General features: G+C 51.5%; 23 protein-coding genes and 1 pseudogene. 1 reads left to right on the top strand and 23 read right to left on the bottom strand.

The annotated features are described in order from the left end of the window. Window positions 1–2: 2 nt before the first annotated feature. From ACZ48S_RS01635 to ACZ48S_RS01595, 9 genes are read right to left on the bottom strand one after another with little or no spacing between them, the layout of a single operon-like run. Window positions 3–1388, bottom strand: a complete 1386-nt coding sequence (locus ACZ48S_RS01635) for a hypothetical protein (RefSeq protein WP_464213423.1) — start codon at window positions 1386–1388, stop codon at window positions 3–5. Between the two features lie 14 nt (window positions 1389–1402). Then, window positions 1403–1750 carry a hypothetical protein gene (locus tag ACZ48S_RS01630; RefSeq protein WP_464213421.1) on the bottom strand — a complete coding sequence of 116 codons (348 nt, stop codon included), beginning with the start codon at window positions 1748–1750 and terminating at the stop codon, window positions 1403–1405. Next, window positions 1747–3924 carry a phage tail protein gene (locus tag ACZ48S_RS01625; protein WP_464213419.1) on the bottom strand — a complete coding sequence of 726 codons (2178 nt, stop codon included), beginning with the start codon at window positions 3922–3924 and terminating at the stop codon, window positions 1747–1749. The genes ACZ48S_RS01630 and ACZ48S_RS01625 overlap by 4 nt, the downstream gene beginning before the upstream one ends. A 19-nt stretch (window positions 3925–3943) precedes the next feature. After that, window positions 3944–4123 carry a hypothetical protein gene (locus ACZ48S_RS01620; protein WP_416173621.1) on the bottom strand — a complete coding sequence of 60 codons (180 nt, stop codon included), beginning with the start codon at window positions 4121–4123 and terminating at the stop codon, window positions 3944–3946. A gap of 11 nt (window positions 4124–4134) precedes the next feature. Further along, window positions 4135–4518 carry a hypothetical protein gene (locus ACZ48S_RS01615; protein WP_464213416.1) on the bottom strand — a complete coding sequence of 128 codons (384 nt, stop codon included), beginning with the start codon at window positions 4516–4518 and terminating at the stop codon, window positions 4135–4137. A 13-nt stretch (window positions 4519–4531) separates the two neighbouring features. Then, window positions 4532–5125, bottom strand: coding sequence for a major tail protein (locus ACZ48S_RS01610; RefSeq protein ID WP_464213414.1), 594 nt, complete (start codon window positions 5123–5125; stop codon window positions 4532–4534). Between the two features lie 5 nt (window positions 5126–5130). Next, window positions 5131–5469: a hypothetical protein gene (locus ACZ48S_RS01605; RefSeq protein ID WP_464213412.1), complete on the bottom strand. Its 339-nt coding sequence runs from the start codon at window positions 5467–5469 to the stop codon at window positions 5131–5133. After that, window positions 5466–5900 carry an HK97-gp10 family putative phage morphogenesis protein gene (locus ACZ48S_RS01600; protein ID WP_464213410.1) on the bottom strand — a complete coding sequence of 145 codons (435 nt, stop codon included), beginning with the start codon at window positions 5898–5900 and terminating at the stop codon, window positions 5466–5468. Before ACZ48S_RS01600 ends, ACZ48S_RS01605 begins: the two co-directional genes overlap by 4 nt. Then, a complete protein-coding gene (locus tag ACZ48S_RS01595) occupies window positions 5900–6235 on the bottom strand; it encodes a head-tail adaptor protein (protein ID WP_464213408.1) in 336 nt (111 codons plus the stop codon). The genes ACZ48S_RS01600 and ACZ48S_RS01595 overlap by 1 nt, the downstream gene beginning before the upstream one ends. 102 nt (window positions 6236–6337) lie before the next feature. Between ACZ48S_RS01595 and ACZ48S_RS01590 the strand changes: the two genes are divergently transcribed. Next, entirely contained in the window at window positions 6338–6757 is a 420-nt protein-coding gene (locus tag ACZ48S_RS01590; protein ID WP_464213406.1) for a hypothetical protein, read from the top strand. Here the strand turns inward: ACZ48S_RS01590 and ACZ48S_RS01585 are convergent. From ACZ48S_RS01585 to ACZ48S_RS01520, 14 genes and pseudogenes are all read right to left on the bottom strand, one after another. After that, the gene (locus tag ACZ48S_RS01585) at window positions 6754–7071 is read right to left on the bottom strand and encodes a head-tail connector protein (RefSeq protein ID WP_464213404.1); all 318 of its coding nucleotides are present in this window, start codon (window positions 7069–7071) and stop codon (window positions 6754–6756) included. The two genes, ACZ48S_RS01590 and ACZ48S_RS01585, sit on opposite strands and share 4 nt — an antisense overlap. Before the next feature lie 14 nt (window positions 7072–7085). Then, window positions 7086–7457: a hypothetical protein gene (locus ACZ48S_RS01580; protein ID WP_464213402.1), complete on the bottom strand. Its 372-nt coding sequence runs from the start codon at window positions 7455–7457 to the stop codon at window positions 7086–7088. Between the two features lie 15 nt (window positions 7458–7472). Then, complete coding sequence (locus ACZ48S_RS01575; RefSeq protein WP_464213400.1) at window positions 7473–8654, bottom strand: phage major capsid protein; 1182 nt, start codon at window positions 8652–8654, stop codon at window positions 7473–7475. Between the two features lie 19 nt (window positions 8655–8673). Next, on the bottom strand, window positions 8674–9405 hold the full coding sequence (locus ACZ48S_RS01570; protein WP_464213398.1) for a head maturation protease, ClpP-related: 732 nt from the start codon (window positions 9403–9405) through the stop codon (window positions 8674–8676). Further along, window positions 9402–10637, bottom strand: a complete 1236-nt coding sequence (locus ACZ48S_RS01565; protein ID WP_464213396.1) for a phage portal protein — start codon at window positions 10635–10637, stop codon at window positions 9402–9404. Before ACZ48S_RS01565 ends, ACZ48S_RS01570 begins: the two co-directional genes overlap by 4 nt. Further along, window positions 10634–12244: a terminase large subunit gene (locus ACZ48S_RS01560; RefSeq protein ID WP_464213394.1), complete on the bottom strand. Its 1611-nt coding sequence runs from the start codon at window positions 12242–12244 to the stop codon at window positions 10634–10636. Before ACZ48S_RS01560 ends, ACZ48S_RS01565 begins: the two co-directional genes overlap by 4 nt. Before the next feature lie 111 nt (window positions 12245–12355). After that, a complete protein-coding gene (locus ACZ48S_RS01555) occupies window positions 12356–12592 on the bottom strand; it encodes a DUF7678 domain-containing protein (protein ID WP_464213392.1) in 237 nt (78 codons plus the stop codon). A 13-nt stretch (window positions 12593–12605) separates the two neighbouring features. Next, on the bottom strand, window positions 12606–12818 hold the full coding sequence (locus ACZ48S_RS01550; protein WP_464214613.1) for a DUF5049 domain-containing protein: 213 nt from the start codon (window positions 12816–12818) through the stop codon (window positions 12606–12608). Beyond that, window positions 12810–13040: pseudogene (locus ACZ48S_RS01545) on the bottom strand (DUF4314 domain-containing protein); the annotation flags it as partial. The pseudogene ACZ48S_RS01545 and the gene ACZ48S_RS01550, both read right to left, overlap by 9 nt. Next, window positions 13027–14049, bottom strand: a complete 1023-nt coding sequence (locus ACZ48S_RS01540) for a hypothetical protein (RefSeq protein WP_464213390.1) — start codon at window positions 14047–14049, stop codon at window positions 13027–13029. The pseudogene ACZ48S_RS01545 and the gene ACZ48S_RS01540, both read right to left, overlap by 14 nt. A gap of 136 nt (window positions 14050–14185) precedes the next feature. After that, window positions 14186–16174, bottom strand: coding sequence for a DNA cytosine methyltransferase (locus ACZ48S_RS01535; RefSeq protein ID WP_464213388.1), 1989 nt, complete (start codon window positions 16172–16174; stop codon window positions 14186–14188). Further along, window positions 16167–17423: a site-specific DNA-methyltransferase gene (locus tag ACZ48S_RS01530; RefSeq protein WP_464213386.1), complete on the bottom strand. Its 1257-nt coding sequence runs from the start codon at window positions 17421–17423 to the stop codon at window positions 16167–16169. The genes ACZ48S_RS01535 and ACZ48S_RS01530 overlap by 8 nt, the downstream gene beginning before the upstream one ends. Before the next feature lie 3 nt (window positions 17424–17426). After that, window positions 17427–17927 (bottom strand): hypothetical protein, encoded by a 501-nt coding sequence (locus ACZ48S_RS01525; protein ID WP_464213384.1) that lies wholly within the window; start codon window positions 17925–17927, stop codon window positions 17427–17429. Between the two features lie 139 nt (window positions 17928–18066). Beyond that, on the bottom strand, window positions 18067–18417 hold the full coding sequence (locus ACZ48S_RS01520; RefSeq protein ID WP_464213382.1) for an HNH endonuclease: 351 nt from the start codon (window positions 18415–18417) through the stop codon (window positions 18067–18069). Between the last annotated feature and the right edge of the window lie 113 nt (window positions 18418–18530).

Below are 18530 nucleotides of genomic sequence, written 5' to 3'. Positions count from 1 at the left end.
TCCTAAATCGGTAATGTGGAAACTGGTTGCAGGCTTATAGACGAAGCCACAACAGCAATGACCGCCGTATGAGCAGGCTGGAAACACTGGGTGAACACCGCCTCGTCAATCCATGCCCCAGTTGAAACTATCGAAATGCCTGCCGTTTCGTTTCCAAAGGTGAAGTAATCCATAGTTTCTGCGGCGGCGACAGCACTCAGAGTGGGCAGGAACCATCTTTGCAAGCCAAGTTTGTAATACCAGAGAGAACGGTATTCCGGCATTGTAATGGTCACGGCCACCGTTCTGCGGATATCTGCGCTCGTATATAGAACAAGTGCTTGCTCCTCGCTGTCGTAGGAAGCGGATGTAACGGTCACCCCGGAAACGGAAAGAGTGCATTTTACCGGAAACCCGACGTCGATACTTCCATATAGAGGCTTTGTGAGATGAAGCTTGAAGCCGTAGCAGACGAAACCCGTCTCACGGTTCAGCTTCTCCACCGAAGCTACGGAGATTTCTTCTGTGTTCGGCTCATCCAGCAGAACATAGGGATATGCGATATTCCCAGATGCGTACTCTTTGTTCAGTGTGTCCAGCTCATTTATATCGGAAATCCACATCTTCACGTTTGAAGCGTTGATGTGAACCGTTTCCGGCCTGACGCTCATTCCAGCATAGTTGCGGTGCGTTAGTGTTAGAAGCATTCGACCGTTGTTCTGCGTCAGGAATCCGATGCGAAAATCGTTGGTGCGGATAACCGAAAGTGTTGTGTTGCCCGTACCAAGGGTGGCTATTTCATGCTCCGCTTCCCAGACATAAGATCCGTTTTCCTGACAGCAGAGCGCTCGGTAATACACTGAACCACTTTTTAGATAACCGATGATCAAGCCTTGGTCAAGGTCCGGTTCGACACTGGACTGCCAGCCCTTGCAGGCGGATATCTGGGAAACACCGGTGGCAATCAGAGAGGCATTATCGCTGTTCGTCCAGCTTTGAACATACAGATTACCGCTCCGAACATATAAGATATACGGGTATTCCTCAGTTTGTAGGTAATACCACTCCTTTTCGGCGTTCATTTTCCATACGCCGTTAAATTCAATCGCCACATCAGTCGCAGCACCGAGTGTCCACTGATACTCCCACGGAAACTCCATGCCCGCCGGAAACTTCCGTTTATACACCTTGGCGACACCGTCGTCCAAACAGATGGCATATGCAAGAGACAAATCGGATTCACCGGCGGTCTGGCGCACAGCCACATCGCCGAACGCGGGAGCAATGTCTTCGTGAATCGGCTCGGAGAGCAGCGAATTGACGGAGGTCTGCGTGGCTACCACGCGGAGATTTGCCATACTGTTGGTGTTTTCCACTTTGAAGCGGTTAGCGAGTTTTTCTTTCAGCACTATCGGTATGCTTCTCATGGGTCACTCACCTCGCTTACAGCCGCAAGTGTGGCTGTGACCTTATACCAGCTCGCCGCCTGATAATCAAAAGAGCCAAGTTCAACAATTCTCCCAGTGAAGACACCTTGCCTAACAGAGCATTCAAGCAGCGGGACGCTGTCCTCGGCTGCCATCAGCGTAGCTTTCCCGGCTTCATTAACATAGAGCGTTAACTCGTAATGCACGGTCGGCGAACCGAAACGGGTCAGATACTCCGTCCCGTCAAGAGCGGTCTGCACCGTGCGGATGACCTCCTGCTTTTTCAGGAAGCTAACATAGCGCGTGATGATTTCACTTGTCTCCGTATTTTTGAGATGACTCATACGCGCACCTCCTGTCTGAGCCTGTCGATAATGATGTCCACAACCGAGGTCATTTCACCTTTGCTATTAATGCCCTCAACCCGGATTTTGCCTGTATGCTCCACGGTTTTCTTCACGTCAAGAGAGGTGTCGTTCATCACCTTATAAATACCGGCATTCATATCAAGGTCAAAGTCGGTGGGGATCGCGTCTGTGATATCTTTTTCAACGCCCTTCATAGCATCGGTGAAGCCCTCGCCGATACCAAGACCCATATTTTCGCCGATTCCAGCAAACACTTTTGACGGTGAGTTAATGCCCAGCAGGCTCTTTGCACCGTCAACAATGCCTGAAAAGAAGTCTGAAACCTTGTCCGCTATCCAAGAACCGAGGGACTTGATGCCTTCCCATAGACCCGTCACAATGTTCTTGCCGATTTCAAACACAGCGCCGACCGCTTTCCCAAGACCGATTACGATTGCTGCGATGATTTCCGGCAGTTTTGCCACAAGCTGGGGTATGGCTTTAATAAGCCCGACCGCAAGTTGAACGGTGAGTTCAATACCCATTTCAATGATTTCAGGCAAATTGTCTGTGATGAAATCAATAATGGTTGTTATGATTTCGGGGAGAGCATCTATCAGTTTCGGCAATGCATTAAGAAGTCCTGTAGCCAAGCCTTGAATAATTGCAAAGGCAGCCGCAAGGATTTTATCCATATTAGCAAGCAAGGTTTCCACGATGAGGATGATGGCTTCTACGATGGACGGAATCAGTTCCGGCAGAGCAGCACCTAAGCCTTCTGCAAGAGCAGTCACCAATTGTATCGCCGCTTCGACAAGGAGCGGCAAGCTGTCTACCAAAGCGTCGATGATGGTCATCACCGCTTCGACCGCTGCCGGTATAAGTTCGGGCAGAAGTTTTAGAAGAGTGTTCAGCACCTGTGTGAACAGCTCCGTTACCGTTTGTAACAGCATTGGCAGCAAGTCGCCTATTGCCTGTAAAATCGCATCAGTCGCCGCAGGCAGAGCCGCGACGATATTCTGCAAAACCGGCACGATGTTTTTAACCACCGACTGGAAAGCGTCCACAAGGTTCTGTGTCAGGTTTGTCATATCGGCATTGGCGTTTCCAAGCCCCGCCGTAAAAGAACCGAGGGCGGCTTGCAATAGACCGATGGAGCCGGAGATTGTCTGCGTGGATTCTCTTGCGAAGTTGCCTGCGTACTGCTCGGTGTTTTCAAAAAACATCTGCATGGCAACCTCAGCTTTTTCGGCTTGAGTCGCACTTGCCCATGTAAAGTCCAGCCCTTTGGCGAGAGCGTAGGCTTCGATGTTGGTTGCGTTCATGGCGACACCAAGGTTATCCATCATCGTGAAGTTGCCCTTTGCCGCGCCGGTAACAGCCTCCATTGCCATTGACATATCGATGCCCATGACAGATGCCATGTCTGCCGCTCGCTGCATAGCTTTTTCGGTCAACTCAAGGGACTTTTGTTGCTCAAGACCAGAGCCTTGGAAAAGCGCACCCATCTTGTTTGCCGTGGCGAGGTAGTCGCTCTGGCTTACACCGAGATTTTTATAGGCTTCCTCGCCAGTCTTTTGGATTCTCGTAGCGTACTCGCCGAATACGGCTTCTGAACCTCCGAGGTTCTGTTCCAATTCACCAAACTGCTGCACGACTTCTTTGCCGAGTTTTATGGCAGCTGCTCCTGCCGCCACAGCCACCGCACCCATGGATGCACCTATACCTTTTAGAATGCCGCCCAGTTTTTCGAACTTACCGCCGGATTTTTCCGCTTCATTTGCGGTATCTTTCAATTCGTCTCCGAGGTTGTCAGTGGCTTCAGCGGAGTCATTAAGTTCCCGCTCCATTCCATTGAGTTCAGCCTTGGCATTGTTAAGCTGGATAGCCCAGTTCTGCGTTCTCTTGTCGTTTTCACCGAAACTCTCGGCGGCGTTCTTAAGGGCGGACTCAAGGGCAGAGATTTTATCCTTTTGTGCTTCGATGGCTTTATTCAACACCTCGTGCCGAGCAGCAACCGCTTGTATTGATTTGTCGTTCTTATCAAACTCGGAGGAGACCAGTTTCATCTCGCTTCCAAGCACCTTAAAGGACTGGTTGATGTCGCGCAGGGCGTTCTTAAATTCTTTCTCGCCCTCCAGACCTATCTTCAGCCCGAAATTATCAGCCATTTGCGCGTCACCACCTTTCCTAAACCAGTTCGGACGGAATAATTTCTTCAATAAACATCTCACGCTTGGGCTTTGCCAAGCCGAGGTACTGCCTGTGGCACTCCCACAAGTCCATCAAAAGACCGATGGGCGTGAGCCACGTTTCGTCTTCTGAGCGGTTTAGGTGAACTGTGCCGTAATAGAGAAGTCGGGTAAACAACTCATCGTCGCTTACCCGACCTCCGCGTTTTTTGGGTCTGTCTCGCTTTCGATATTCCGAGCCGTTCCTTTGAACATCGCCTCGGTAATCGCTGCCTTATAGGTTGCCAATTCCAAAGGCGTGGTCAGCAGTTCAACTTCCTCCTCCGTAAGCGATTCTTGCGGTTTGTCTTTGTGTTTCAGATTGTGGATGAGAATTGACTGATTCGAAAGTAGCGTAATCAGCCATATAATTTCATCGAGGGCGAGTTCAAAGTTCTCTGCTTTTAGCAGTTTTTCCCCGAGGTTTTCAAGACCGCCGTAGCGACGGGCGATTTCCTTGGTGGCACGGGTCGTGAGGACTAAGTTGTACTCAGTTCCTCCAATATTGATTTTTGAACTTCTTTCGTTATCCATCTGCCAGCCCTCCTTATACACCAGACGCAAATGTCGGTTCGTAGACGGCGGTATACCAACTGCTGATGACGGTTGACTCGATGTCACTGTCGTCTTCATCAGCCTCGGCTTTCCAAGGGTGCAGGTTATCTGTTGCCGTTTTATTTCGGCGAATTACAGTCCCCTCGATTGTTGGGGTAGAAAAAGTGATGCTGTCGCCCTTAGTGGCAAGATTGGTGGATGGCACTCCGAATTTTACGCGGTAGAGCCAGAAGTAGCGATAGCGACCATTGGATTTCTTGGCACGGAAGCCGATAGCAACGGGAGAACCGCCGTCCTCGCTCGTGGAAATCAGCACTCCGTTATCGTCAACGGTCGAGCCTGTAAGTGCCGCAGCGACGCTTCTGCCGATAGCGTCCACGCCGAGGGTAAGTTTGCCGTTCTTAAATTCTTTGACCACCTCGGCGACACCGTCATCCGCATAGAGCGTGGCTTCCGCAAGTTCCACCGACAACTCTGCGCTGATGGCTTTCGCCAGCATAACAGGAGTGCCATAGGTTTCATAGCCCGTGGTCGGGGCTTCGGTTATCGGCGCGTAATAGAGCCGGTCAAGTCCGATTGTAGCCATAATGTTTATTCCTCCGTTTCATATTCTTTCGCCACATCGATGGCGAAGTGGTGGTAACCGCTGTCATCCTCATGTCCGATGTAGCGGCGGTCGGTTATAGTAAATCCGGCACCTAAAAGTGCTGTCGTAATTTGTCGCTTTTTCTGCTGATAGTTGTCCTTGGAAAAGAGCGAAATCCGCACTTCGGATATATCTATAAGTGGCTTGTTATCCCCGAACAGGACAAATTCGTCCGTCATTGGGGTCAGCACGAGGTACTCATCGGGCGGTACGCTGCTGAAAATGCCCGTCTCCACAGGGAGGACGGGCGTAAGTAAGTTATTCAGTTCAGACAGTATGCTCATACGCCGTCCACCTCTGATTCAAACTTCGCTTTCATCGCTTCGACCGCTGCGTTCCTGCTTGCCGACTTGGCGGGCTTCAAAAATGGCTTCGGGGTCTGGCCGTGCCGACCGTATTCAAGGATGTTAGCGATTTTAGCGTTGCTGCCGCCGTTGCCCCTCGGTTCTTTGAAGCCGACTTTTATATCCCAGCCGGAGCCATCCCGCTTTTGCTTGGCGGGAGATAGCCCGAGAGAGCGTTCCAATTCACCCGTGGAACGGCTTTCCTCTTTTGTGCCTCGCCCGACGACTGAGGAGAGGTTGCTTTTGACCTTTGCCAAGATCACCTCGCCACCCGCTTCGAGAACCTTCGGGATAATTGTGTCAGTCTTGTCGGCAAGGCGGGAGAGCCTTTCTTCAAAGTCGGTGGGGAGTTTTAGTTCAACTTTTGCCATCACATCACGCTCCCTTCGAGTTTCTCACAAAGGCACTCAATATACATTCCGCGTCCTTTCACATCCTCCGCTGTAACAATGCGATATCTGCCTGTGTCGCAGGTGATGATAAGTGTCGTGTCAACGGCAAGCCCCGGCAATTTGCGAAAGCGGAACAGGGCTGTTGCTTCGGAAAACGCCGCCATATTCGCCCAACGCTCCGAGCCGTGTTTTTCCTCTTTATATGCACGGACGGAAGCAAGTACGGTGTCGCCCTTTTTGACAAAACCCTCTGCATCCTTGGTCGGAGTAGACGTGACGATGCTTATAAACGTGTTCATTTTCCCAAATGCCATAAGACGGACACCTCCAAAAAATTTCATAAATATATAGACAACTGATTTTAGTTATGTTATAATACATATGTAAAATAACTTAACACAAAAGGAGTGTCCATTATGTTAGCTACCTATAACGATTTCATTGCTCAAAACCCAAACTGCCGCAAGTTCGAAAACGACGACGATATGCAGAATGTTTTTGGTTTCCTCTCGCAGGACTTCATCATCGTTCAGATGATAGACGCGAGCGAAGCAGGTAAACCTGCTCTTGCACCTGTTGCTGTCAATGTCGAGCATTTTTTCGCTGACCCAAACAAGTCGCACGATAATTCTCTGGATGACAATTTCACAAAGCAAGCAGTAGGGCTGATGATTAAGACCATACTTGAGCCTTTTGGGTACACAGTGTGGAAACAGAAAGACTTACCTAAAAGCATCAACGCAACTAAATTTCAGTCAGCCTCAACATACCGCTTTGACGTTCTTGCTCCAAGGAGCATGAAAATCGTCAAGCGAGTTGAGGAAATTATCTCCTAAACGCCCCATGACCGATTGAGCCGTAACAGCGTATTGACCGTGTTCCAGACCTGCTGACTCGCCTGAATGGAATCTGCAAAGAAGCCGGCAGTAGAGCCGTCGCGTGACTCGTACCAATTGGAAACAAGCATAACTATTGCCTGCTCTGTAGCAGGTGAAGCGGGGTGGGCATCAAACCACCCCGCTTCGACGTGCTGGTAGCTTTCGGCATAGTTAATAGCAGCAGCGATGAGCCGCAAGAGCAAAGCATCGTCTTGATCGTGGGTCAAGATAAGGTTATCCTTGACCAGTGGTAACAGTTCCGTTGGCGTCATCGCCGCTCACCTCCTTATTCCGGCTCAGTTTCGGTTGCCATCAGCCCTGCTGTTTTAAGCGATGCGAGAATCGCGTTAATAACAGTGTTTACACCGGCAATGTCCTCAGCCACACTGTCAGCCACCGCTACGGCGATGGGAACAGTGGGAATGGTTGCTTCAGGAACAAACAAAAAGCCGTCCTCGTCAACCGCTACGGGTACGGCTTCATCTGTCTTTGCCGGGGCTTTTATTCCACCGAGTGTAGCATTGGTCGCCACTTGCAGCGGGTCAGAGGGAAGACCTGTGACAGTGGCGGTCGGCAGGACTTCCAAAGTCCCGCCGATTACCCACTTTTCGCCGCCTTGTTCTTGGTAGTTTTTTGTGCTGTAAGTGTTATCAGCCATGTGTTATGTCCTCCTTTACGAACCCATCTTGAGAAGTTGAATGCCCTCGGATAGGATGACCTTGCCGTCAACACGCTCGGTAGCGATAAAGCCAACCTGACCGTTTCCGGCATAGAGTTCGTTCAGGCGCTGAACCGTTCTGCCCATACGGTCGGCAATCCAGTAGTTGCTGAAATCACCGAAAGCAATAGGTAGAGACGCAGCCGTTGCCGCAGGAACATAGGGGCTGGTGTAAATCGGATAGCCGAGCAATCTGTCAGGCAGACCAGCCTGAACCGACGGCTGCCACACATATACGCCGTTGCCGTCCTTCAGTTTGCGGAGTGCGGAAATCGTCACGTCCTGCATCAGGAACGCTGCATTCCTGCGGTACGGGGACTTCAAGGAGTAAATCAGGTCGATGAGGTTGTCTACCGTAATTGCTGTGGCAGAACCTGCCGTCACACCGACATGACCGCCGTTTGCAGTGAAAATACCCGTGGGCTGACCTGTGCCGGTTCCGACGCAGAATGCCTGCTCCTCAGCTACTCCGAATGCCCTTGCAAACTCTGCGGCAATGTAGGACTCCAAGTCAAACATCGAATCCTGCAGGAGTTCAAGACTAACTTTCACAAGGTCGGTCAGCTTAAAAGCGTCGATGGTCTTCTGGTCGAAGGTCGGGTTGCTCTCGGTGTAGGAGCCATTCTCCGCAGTCCACTGGGCGGTGCTGTGCGTTGCCGCAACAGGGATTTTACGCTCCGCCGAGGTTGTGATGGTTTTAGCGATGGAGCGGATGATGTTTGCTTCCTCCAAGCCGGTCACAATCTGACGTTCGAACTCAAGTGGCACAAGATATCCACCATCCGTGTCGGGCGAAGTGGACAGGACATTGTTGGTGGGCTGCTTACCACGCAGAATTTTACCGAAGTCCGCTTTGTATTCGTCGGAAGCCCTGCCAATTTTAGCTTCAGCAGGTTTGGTCGGTGCATTGGCGATGGGGCTGGTGGTGGGCTTTGCCATTTCGAGGTCATACGCCTGCTGACGTTCCAACCTCTCGATTTCCTTGCCGAGGGAAACCATATCGGCTTCCATTTTGTCGTACTCGGCTGCGGCTTCAAGCGGAACCATGCCGTCCGCACCACGTTTCTGGTCGAGGAACTCCTTAGCGGTGTTCCAGATTTTGTTGCGCTTCTCGCGCAGTTCAAGGATTGTACTCATTGTCATTACCTCCATAAATTTAGTGGATAATCAAATTGAGCCGCTTCTTCAGCGACTCAGCGTCCACGCCTTTCGGCGTTTCGGGTTCAGTTTTTGGGTTTTGCTGTGGGGCTTTCGGCATTACCTTGCCAAGCAGGGAATTTGTAACCGCTCGCCTTGAGAAGGCGAATGTCACATCCTCCGAGGTCTTGCGTTTTGCATCCGCCAAAATGCCGTCGGCAAAGCCGAGTTCAATCGCCTTGTTAGCGTTCATCCAAGTCTCCGCGTCCATTAAGTTGCTGATTTTCGCCCTCGACTGGCTCGTCTTGATTTGGTAAGCGTTGACGATGGATTCTTTAACCTCGGCGAGCATATCGATGGCTTTACGCATTTCCTCGCTGTCACCGATGGCGATTGTCAGCGGGTTATGAATCATCATCAGCGCGGTGGGAGCCATAAGCACTTTTGTTCCTGCCATAGCGATGACGCTTGCCGCCGAAGCTGCGATGCCATCAATCTTGACCGTCACGCTATGCGGATAGTCCATAAGCATGGCGTAGATTTGGCTTGCCGCCACGCAGTCGCCACCCGGTGAGTTGAGCCAAATAGTGATGTCGCCTATGTCCTTAAACAACTCATCGCGGAACATTTTAGGCGTCACTTCGTCGCCCCACCAAGTCTCCTCCGAGATTTCCCCGTCGAAGTAGAGGACTCGCTCGCCAGTGGTCTCGTCGCGCGCCCAGTCCCAAAATTTCTTTAGCTTACTTTTCACGGTGTTTCCTCCTTTTCGTTTGATTTATAGGCCGCACCCACGTCGGCGAGTTTGACCATGTTGCCGTTTAATATGTGGATGTTACCGCCCTCGGAATCGGGCAGAAGGTTCAGATCTTCCAAACCTCGCACGTCGTTGACGCTGTAAAATCCGTTTTGAATGCCCACGCTGTAGCCTTGCATACGGCTCTGATAATCGCCGCGCATCAATCCGTCTAAATTGAACCTGATGAACACAGTCGATTTTTCGGACGGCAGGATGAGGGATTGCTGTAAACTCTGCTCCCACCTGACCACCCAAGGGTCGAGGGTGTATTTCACAAACTCCAAGGACTGCTGCTCGATGTTGGAAAAGCTGCTCTTTTCAAGGTCGCCCACCATGTGGGGCGGCACTCGAAAGATGCGGGCAATTTCGTTTATCTGAAACTTCCGTGTCTCTAAAAACTGTGCCTGTTCGGGCGGTATGCTCATTTGGTGGAATTTCAAGCCCTCTTCAAGAACAGCCACTTTGTGAGCGTTTGCTCCGCCAAACTGCGTCGCCCAGCTTTCACGAAGCCTGTCAGCTTGTTCCGGCTTAATCACGCCGGGGTGTTCCAACACACCACCGGGGTTTGCGCCGTTGGCGAAAAACGCGGCTCCGTAGTCCTCGGTGGCAAGGGCAAGACCGACGGCGTTCTTTGCCATCGCAATGGGCGAATAACCTATAAGCCCATCGAAACCCAAGCCGGGAATATGAAGGACGCTCTCTTTTCGCAGCTTGACCTGACCCTTGTCGCTTTGGTAGGTGTAGACCAGTTCACCTTGCGAGTCACGGTCTACGCTCATTCGGTCGGGCAGCATTGGGTAGAGAGCCACAGGGTAACCGCGCCCGTCACGGATAATCTGCGCGTAGGCGTTGCCCCACAGAAGCAGGTGCGCCATAAGCGTTTCTCTGAACACGAAAGAGGTCATCTCACGGTTTGGCTCGTCGTGGAGCATACGGTAGAGCGGATGCATAGTCGTTCGTTCTTTACCGCCGTCGCTTGTATAGCGGTAAACGTGGAGCGGCAAGCCCGCAATGGATTCGGACAGGATGCGCACACAGGCATATACCGCCGATGTCTGCATCGCTGTTCGCTCATTCACAGCCTTGCCGCTTGTGGTGCCGCCAAATAGAAACGACCACCCGCCGCCCACGGAATTCCGAGGTTTATCGCGGCTGTGTGGTCGCCATAATCTTGAAAATATACTCATATAAACAACAGCCCCCTTTCGTCATAGACTGAGCCTTGAGGAATACCGCCGCCGATGGTCGCTCTGGCAAAGCCCATAATCATTGCCACAACACCGTCAATTTTCTCGGTGGACTTCTTTTTGTTGGGCTTGATGTTGCCCGCTGCGTCTTGGTCGATGATGACATTCCCCATATTCCAATCAAGGACAGGATGCCGACCGTGGCGGATTTTGCCCTCCATCACAAACTGGTAGAAGTCCTTGCTTGGTGGCGACATACTAACAAAACCCTGCCCGAAGGGGATTACCTCAAAGGCGTGTTCCGCGCCGAGTTCCTCAAGGTCACGGCGGATTTTCTCAGCACCGTATCGGTCATAGGCAATTTCCCGTATCTTGAACCGCTCCGACAACTTGCCGATGAAGGCCACGATGTAGTCGTAATCGACGACATTGCCTTCGGTGGTATTGAAAACGCCCATCTTCTTCCACACCTCGTATGGGACATGGTCACGGCGGGTGCGAAGGTCGATAACTTCCTCCGGCAACCAGTAGAAGGGCATCACCGTGTATTTGGTATCACCAGACATTGGCGGGAACACCAGTACAAGAGCCGTCAGGTCGCCTGTTGAGGAGAGGTCAAGTCCGCAGTAGCAGTCGCGCCCTTCGTAATTCTCCCAGTCAATTTCTTCGCCGAGGGCGTCCCATTTATCCATAGGCATCCAGCGGATGTCGGCGTTACACCATTCGTTCAAACGGAACTGCCGAAAGTGCATCTCCTCAGCCGGATTTTGCTTTGCCTGTTCATAGGCGGCTTGCACCGTTTCATAGGGAATGGTCACGCCAATGCTCGGGTTGACACGCTTCCAGACGTTATCGTCTTCCCAGTCATCACCGTCTTCAATACCGAAGACAGCGGGGTAAAAAGACGGGTCGATTTTGCTACCGTCCATCACGGCTTTTGCCTTGCAGTGAATCTCATAGCAAATGCTCGTTTTGTCCCTACCCGCCGTGGTGATCAGAAAGTAAAGCGGCTGCCGTCTGGCATCGCCCGTGAACTTGGTCATCGTATCGAAAAGTTCTCTGGTCTGCTGAGCAAACAACTCATCGAAGATAAGCCCGGAGACATTGAAGCCCTGCTTGGACTTTGTCTCGCTCGACAGCACACGGTAGAAGCTGTTTGTGTGCGGAAATGTAATCCGTTTTGTTGACGGCAGCAGTTTTGATATCGCGGCGAGGTCTTTGCATTGCTCAACCATCGCCTTTGCCGTGTTGAACACGATGGAGGCTTGGTTAATATCAGCGGCACAGGAATAAACCTCGGCCCCGGCTTCACCGTCTGCAAATAGGAGGTAGAGGGCTATGGCCGCAGCAAGCTCGGATTTACCGTTTTTCTTACCAACTTCGACATATGCCGTGCGAAACTGCCTGTATCCGTCCTCGCCGACGATACCGAAGATGTCACGGACAATCTGCTCCTGCCACGGCATAAGGTGAAACGGCTTGCCGAACCATTCGCCGGTGGTGTGACGGAGCATTTGTATAAAGCCTACCGCAAAGTCGGCTCGCCGCTTATCATAGCGACTGGTCGGTAGCATGAGCTTTGTCGGCGTGTATTTATAATCGCCCATCGGCTTAACCTCCCTTCATGGCAATAAAAAAGACCTCCGTCCGGAAGTCCTGCGAAATCTATCTGTACGAGAGACAGCCCCTTGTCGGGGCGTCCTCACTTGTATACGAGTTTAGTTGTACTTTTTGAGAATGATGGCGTAGACCGCCTTGACCTCATCGGTGTTGGGTTCAACATCCCAACCACGGTCGTAGTTTACAAGGTCTCGACTCTCGTCCAGTTTGCGGATGGTAAGTTTACTGACCTTGCCGCCGTCAATTCCATACTGGCTGCCTTCCTCATAGTGCTTGACCCAATATTTGTACTTGTCACCCGTTATCGGGCAGGTGATAATGCCTTCGCTCCACATGGTTGTGTTCTCCTTAAAGTTCTATAATATCCGTGTCGCCCAGTTCACCAGTGAGTATTAGCGCTCCATAGGCCTTGGTGTTTGTCATCATGAAGTCCGCTAATTCTCCATAGCCCATCTCGAGGGCAATTTTGAAAACAGCGTTGACATCAAACATATTACTTTTACCTGTCGAGGCTACTTTACGGCATTGTTCCTTAATGACCTCAGCTTTGGAAAGAAGCATAATTTCATCTTCGCCGTAAACCGCTCCAAGAGTAGAGCCGTTGTCCCAGTCAGCAAAAACCGTGCCGGTGTCGTCCACAAAGCTAACCGTGCCTTGGTCACCCGGCTTAAGTGTTGTGTAGGGGTCTGACATAGAAACCAATTCAACCCTTGCACCTTTGGTAAACCTTGAGCGTCGTGCTTCAACGGCGGCCTTACTGGGAAAACCGTTATTCTTGCGCATCAGTCTGACCTCCGTTTCTTCGGCTCGCCTGCATAGCGGCATAGCTTGCGTTGTTGGGAAATGAAGCGTTCCCTGAAAGGTTACGGCAGAGCCATTTTCTTGCGGCTCCGAACTCGGCGCCGCTCATTCCAAGCCGCACTAAGAAAGTGCGCAGAGCGAATTTCTCGCTTTCCACATCACGCTCTGTCGCCGTGACCCTGCTGTGCTTCTTGACGTGCTTGACAAAGGCAGCAGACAGTTGGCTATAAATAATCCCTACTCCTGTTTCCTCGGAGTAGGGATAAATGAATTGGATGTGTTCGCCTGTGTCTTTTACCTTAATCGACCTGCCCAGTGCCTTTGTCAGCAATGTACGCTTGCTATCAACCAATCGTTTAATGTTTTCCACCTGAGCATCGGTCAAGCCGTTTTTCGGAAGCTCCACTGCAAAGCTGTAGTAGACATCGTTTTCGGCGAGTAACTCGGCAATGTCAATCCCACGCACGAAGTCATAATTCTCGTCGAGTTGCCTGAGTTCAAGCAGAACCACATCGCCCTCGCAGAAATCCATCGCAAACCGCCAAGCATCCAAGTCGGTGGAAGCCGAGAAGACCTCCATACGGTCAGGGCAGTCGGGGTCGCTGAGTTCTGCTTGGTAAGTGTAGCTTTCGGGAACATCGCTCGCTTGCATTCCGTCCTCGCCGCTGTGGTCGTGACGTTCTCGTCCAAGTCCCAGTTCCTCACGTTCCGTGAGGCTCAAGTCTTCAAATGCCGGGGCTTTGTTGGTTTCGGTGGTAATCTCGTCGTATTCCTCTCTGACTGCTTTAAAACCGTGCAGCCCACAAAGGTCTGCGGCCAACCCGCTGTTGTCCTCGCCTGTGACCAAACCGTTCTTGTCGATGTGGTAACCACCGACCTCATAGGCGAATGTCGGGGCTCCGAGATACTTTGTCGGAGCGTTTAGTTCTTGGCTGATGGCTGCTACTAAGGATTTTCTTTCTGCACCTGTTACGTTGTAAAAAATCTTCATTTCCGTTTCCTCCGTTTTCCTTGATTTCAAAGGGTTTTTTGCTCCCTTCGTTGATTACATATATCACTCTAAACGCCTCGAATAGCAAGCGTTTAGAGACAAATAAATGTACCGAATATCAAGGGAAAGCAGCCTTTCATCCTTGTGTGTATGACACAATCCCACCAAGAACGAATACCACGCACGGTAAAGCGACTCCATTGCCCCACATTTTATACTCGGCGGCATCGGAGTGCGGGTCGCCAAGCCACTTAATAATCTGGTTTCGACTCTTGGGTTTGGTGGATGTACCTATAATAATACGGTGAGTTTCCCAAACCTCCGACCAAAAGGAGATGTCATCCTCTGTTGGTTCGATTGTTTCAAGCCCAGCACACCAGTCTGGCGGGAATCCTTGGAGCAAGGCGCACTCAGTCGGAGTAAGTCTGCGAACAACATAGCGGTTCTCGACAATTACACTTTCAGAGCCGCCGCCGTTCGTGCCACCCATAGATTTCAAAGTTCCAGCTGTGTTGCTTTCACGGTAGCCGCTATGTTGGTAATTCTCAACCGCCACTCGCTCTACAACCGCTTTTCCTTCCTCAATCTGCTGTTGCTGTGGGAATTTATAATCGGAAGCGCAGAGGGAGCCTACCTTGTCTTGGTAACACACCGCGTGGCGGTCAGCCTCCGTAAGGGTAAAGCTGACATCTTTGCCTATGCCGCTCCCTTGGGGACCGTTTTTATCCGCGCGCCCAATCATGGAACCTTGAACAGATACCACCGCCATGCCGCCTGCATTTTTGTTTGGGTCAGGAACGGAGGTGTCGAGTGTCCTTGCGGTTTCGGTTTCGTATATCCCGCTGTGCGGGTTTGCCGATTTCATGGAATTGGATGCTTGGGAGCAGATGCCGTAAGCCTTCGGCACGAACACGGTCTGGTCGTTGCCGGTCGACAGTGTGGCCGACAGGTTATTCTGTACAAGCGCACCCTTGCCGCCGCCCTCACAGCCGGAGCGGATTTTCAGGGTTTTCGGTTCGAATACACATTGTGTTCCCTTGAAGTCTGTGCCGGTGAGGGTGTTCGCTACGTCCTCGCCGACCGTCAGGGCGTACTGCCGCTCGTTCATGACAAGCGGAACATTACCGCCGCCTGTTCCCATACGCTCCGTGAGGGTTTGAATCGTTCCGCTGCCATCAAGTTTTATTCTTGAATCGGCGGGATGGTTTTCTATCGCCACCGCCAGTTGATTATCGCCCATATCTGCACGGAGCGCACCAGTAGGTTCATCTTGCCAGCAATGGCCACCAACCCTTGATGCCGCGCCCGGCTCAAACACGATGGGCTGGTGCCCGTGTTCCTGCGAGCGGAGCGTACCCGTTATGTTTTCAGAAACCTCCATGTACGAGCCGCCTTGGTCGTTCAAGATGCTGACTGTGCTTCCAGAGCCAGCCGCAATACCTCCGGCAGTTGTTTGCCACGGGAAGCCGCTCTGCGGAGGATTCCCTCGCAGGCGCGACTCGTCAAATAATATTTTTCCGGCACATTCGCCTGTAAAATCGACGACAATGTAACAACGGCGGCGTCTTTGGGCGACTCCCCAAAATTGAGCGTCAAGCGTTCGCCAGCCGACTGAGAAACCATCTCCCACGATTTCACCCGATGTTGACCATTTGCCCTTTTCAGGCAAAGGTACTGACAGGGTTTTATCTTTAATTTGTATGAGTTCATTGAGTACCTCCTGAAAATCTGCGCCACCCGCCGAACTGTACATACCCGGCACATTCTCCAGAACGGCGTACTTCGGGTATACATTGTTGGTGGCAGTGAGCATTTCTTTAATAATTCGCGGTATCTGATAAAACAGGCCCGACCTTTCGCCTTGAAGCCCGGCGCGTTTTCCCGCCACGGACAAATCCTGACAGCAAAAACCCGCCGTGATGATGTCCACAGGCGGGAGAAGGGCACCGTTTATTTTATTGATGTCTCCGCAGTGCTTCATATATGGGAATCGTTTTGTGGTGACCCGAATCGGAAAGGGTTCCACCTCCGAAGCCCAGAGTGGTTCTATGCCTGTTAAAATGGCTCCGAGCGGAAACCCGCCGGAGCCATCAAAGAGCGAACCGAGTGTCAGTTTTTTATCCACGGTCGGCCACCTCCTTCACCAAGTCAGCGTAAGGAATGGTCTTGCCGTCACGTTCGCAGGTGATATCCTCACCGCCGTTGCCTTTAAATTCGGCATAGCGACGAAGGATAACAGATGCGTATTTTTCATCCAACTCGAGCATATTGCAAATTCTATCCGCTTGCTCGCAGGCGATCAGTGTGCTGCCTGAACCACCGAAGGTATCCAGTACGATGCCATTCGCCTGACTGCTGTTTCGTATAGGATAAGCGAGCAGGTCGAGGGGCTTTGAAGTTGGGTGGTCGCTATTACGCTTAGGTTTGGCGAAGTTCCATATTGTTGCTTCGGCTCTGCCTGCGTACCATTTGTGACTGCCCGTTTTGAGCCACCCATAGAGAATAGGCTCGTGCTGCCATTGGTATGGGCTTCTGCCCATGACAAAACTGTCCTTGACCCAGATGCAAGTACCGGAGAGGTGGAAGCCCGCCTCGCGGAATGCTCTACGGAAGTTTTCGCCCTCTGTGTCGGCATGGAAAATATATGCCGAACCACCGGACTCTAAATTGTCGGCAAGGTTACAGAAAGAAGAGAGCAGAAAGGAATAGAACTGCTCGGCTTTCATGCTGTCGTTCTTTATTTTCAGCCCGCTTGCCGACTCGAATCCGACGTTATATGGCGGGTCGGTCAGGACGAGGTTCGCTTTTCGTCCGTCCATGAGTCTTTTCACCGTAGCGGCGTCGGTCGCATCGCCACATATGAGGCGGTGCCGCCCGAGAGTCCATATATCGCCGGGCAAAACAAAAGCCGCCTGTTCAAGGGCGGCTGTGAGGTCGAACTCATCATCTTGTACATCATTGCCGTCGGCGGCAAACAGTTTCTCAATTTCTTTTTCATCGAAGCCTGTCAATCCAAGGTCAAAGCCGAGGTCTTTTAAGTCGGCAAACTCCAATGCAAGCAGTTCTTCGTCCCAGCCTGCACTTAATGCGAGACGGTTATCGGCGAGGATATACGCTTTTTTCTGCGCTTCAGTCAGATGCTCCACAAACACACAGGGGATTTCGGTCAGACCTTCTTCTTTCGCCGCCATAATGCGACCGTGCCCCGCAATGATGTTCAGGTCTTTGTCAACGATGACCGGGTTGACGAACCCGAACTCACGAAGAGAAGAGCGGAGTTGTAAAATCTGCTCCTTGCTGTGGGTACGTGCGTTTCGCGCATACGGTACGAGCCGGTCTAGATTCACTTTTTCGAATCGTTCTGTAGTCTGCATTTATTAAAACCCCCTGTTTGTGAGTAATTCTAAAAAGGCGTTCTTTTCTTCGCCTCCTGTGCCGCTGTGCCGGTTGATAATTTGCATAATTAGGTTAAAGTCTCCCTGCATTGCTTTGTAGTAAGCTGAACCCGCCGTGACGTAGGGCGAGAGTTTCAGTTCTTTGGTCATGCGTCCAATTTTACGGTTCATCGCTTCGCAGGCGAGAAATCCCTGCCTATTTAGCACATAGTCCGATATTGTCTGCGGCGCGACATAGCCGTCACAGCCACGGGATGCGATGTACTCCTCAATTTCATTTCGCAGCACGTCGGCCGATGGCACTTCCTTTTCACATTCCTTCATCGCCATTGAGAAGTAGTCCGCCATCACGTTTTTGGAATTTACCTTTTTTGGTTTGGGCTGACCCATGCTGTTTGTGCTGATGGGTTTACCTTCGAGTTTTTTATCACTTGTATTTTTCCGAGGGCGACCTGCCCCCGGACGATACCCTCCGCTGGGCATGAGTGTCACCTCGCTTTGATTTTGATTTCCGTTTTGATTTTTTGATTTTTGATTATTGAAAAATTCACACGGCAGGCCGAGCGCGCTGCCCGGTTAAAAGGTTGTAGAGATGCAGACCGCCCCTCGGTCATTGACATATCTAAAAGTAATCGCCTTTTTCTGCGTGCAGACGGCTGTGACACTCGGAACAGAGAGCTTGAAGATTCGCCCAGTCGTTCGTTCCGCCGTCGGTCAGCTTACGCCTGTGGTGGACGAGCGTTGCTGAAACAAGCCGACCTTGTCCCTTGCACAACTCGCACAGCGGGTTTGCAGAAAGAAACGCCGCTCTAATTCTGTTCCAACTCCTGCCGTAGCGTTTGTTGGCTTTGGGGTCTCGGTCGATTTGGTTGTATCGCTTTGCCTCAGCCTTGGCGTGTTCCTCGCAGTACCGGCTTGTGGTCAGCTTGGGACAACCGGGGTGCGCGCAAGGCTTCTTTGCTTTGTAGGGCATTTGTTTTCCCTCCGTTCTCAGGGTATAGAAAAAGGACGCCCCGTGTGGGAACGCCCTCATTGTTTCGCCATCATAACAATATCATATAAGCCGCGTGGCTTTCTATGACATTT

The organism is Dehalogenimonas sp. NIT-SK1, assembly GCF_055384165.1.
Note: the sequence above shows the minus strand (reverse complement) of the source record. Positions and strands in the feature narration are given on the sequence as shown.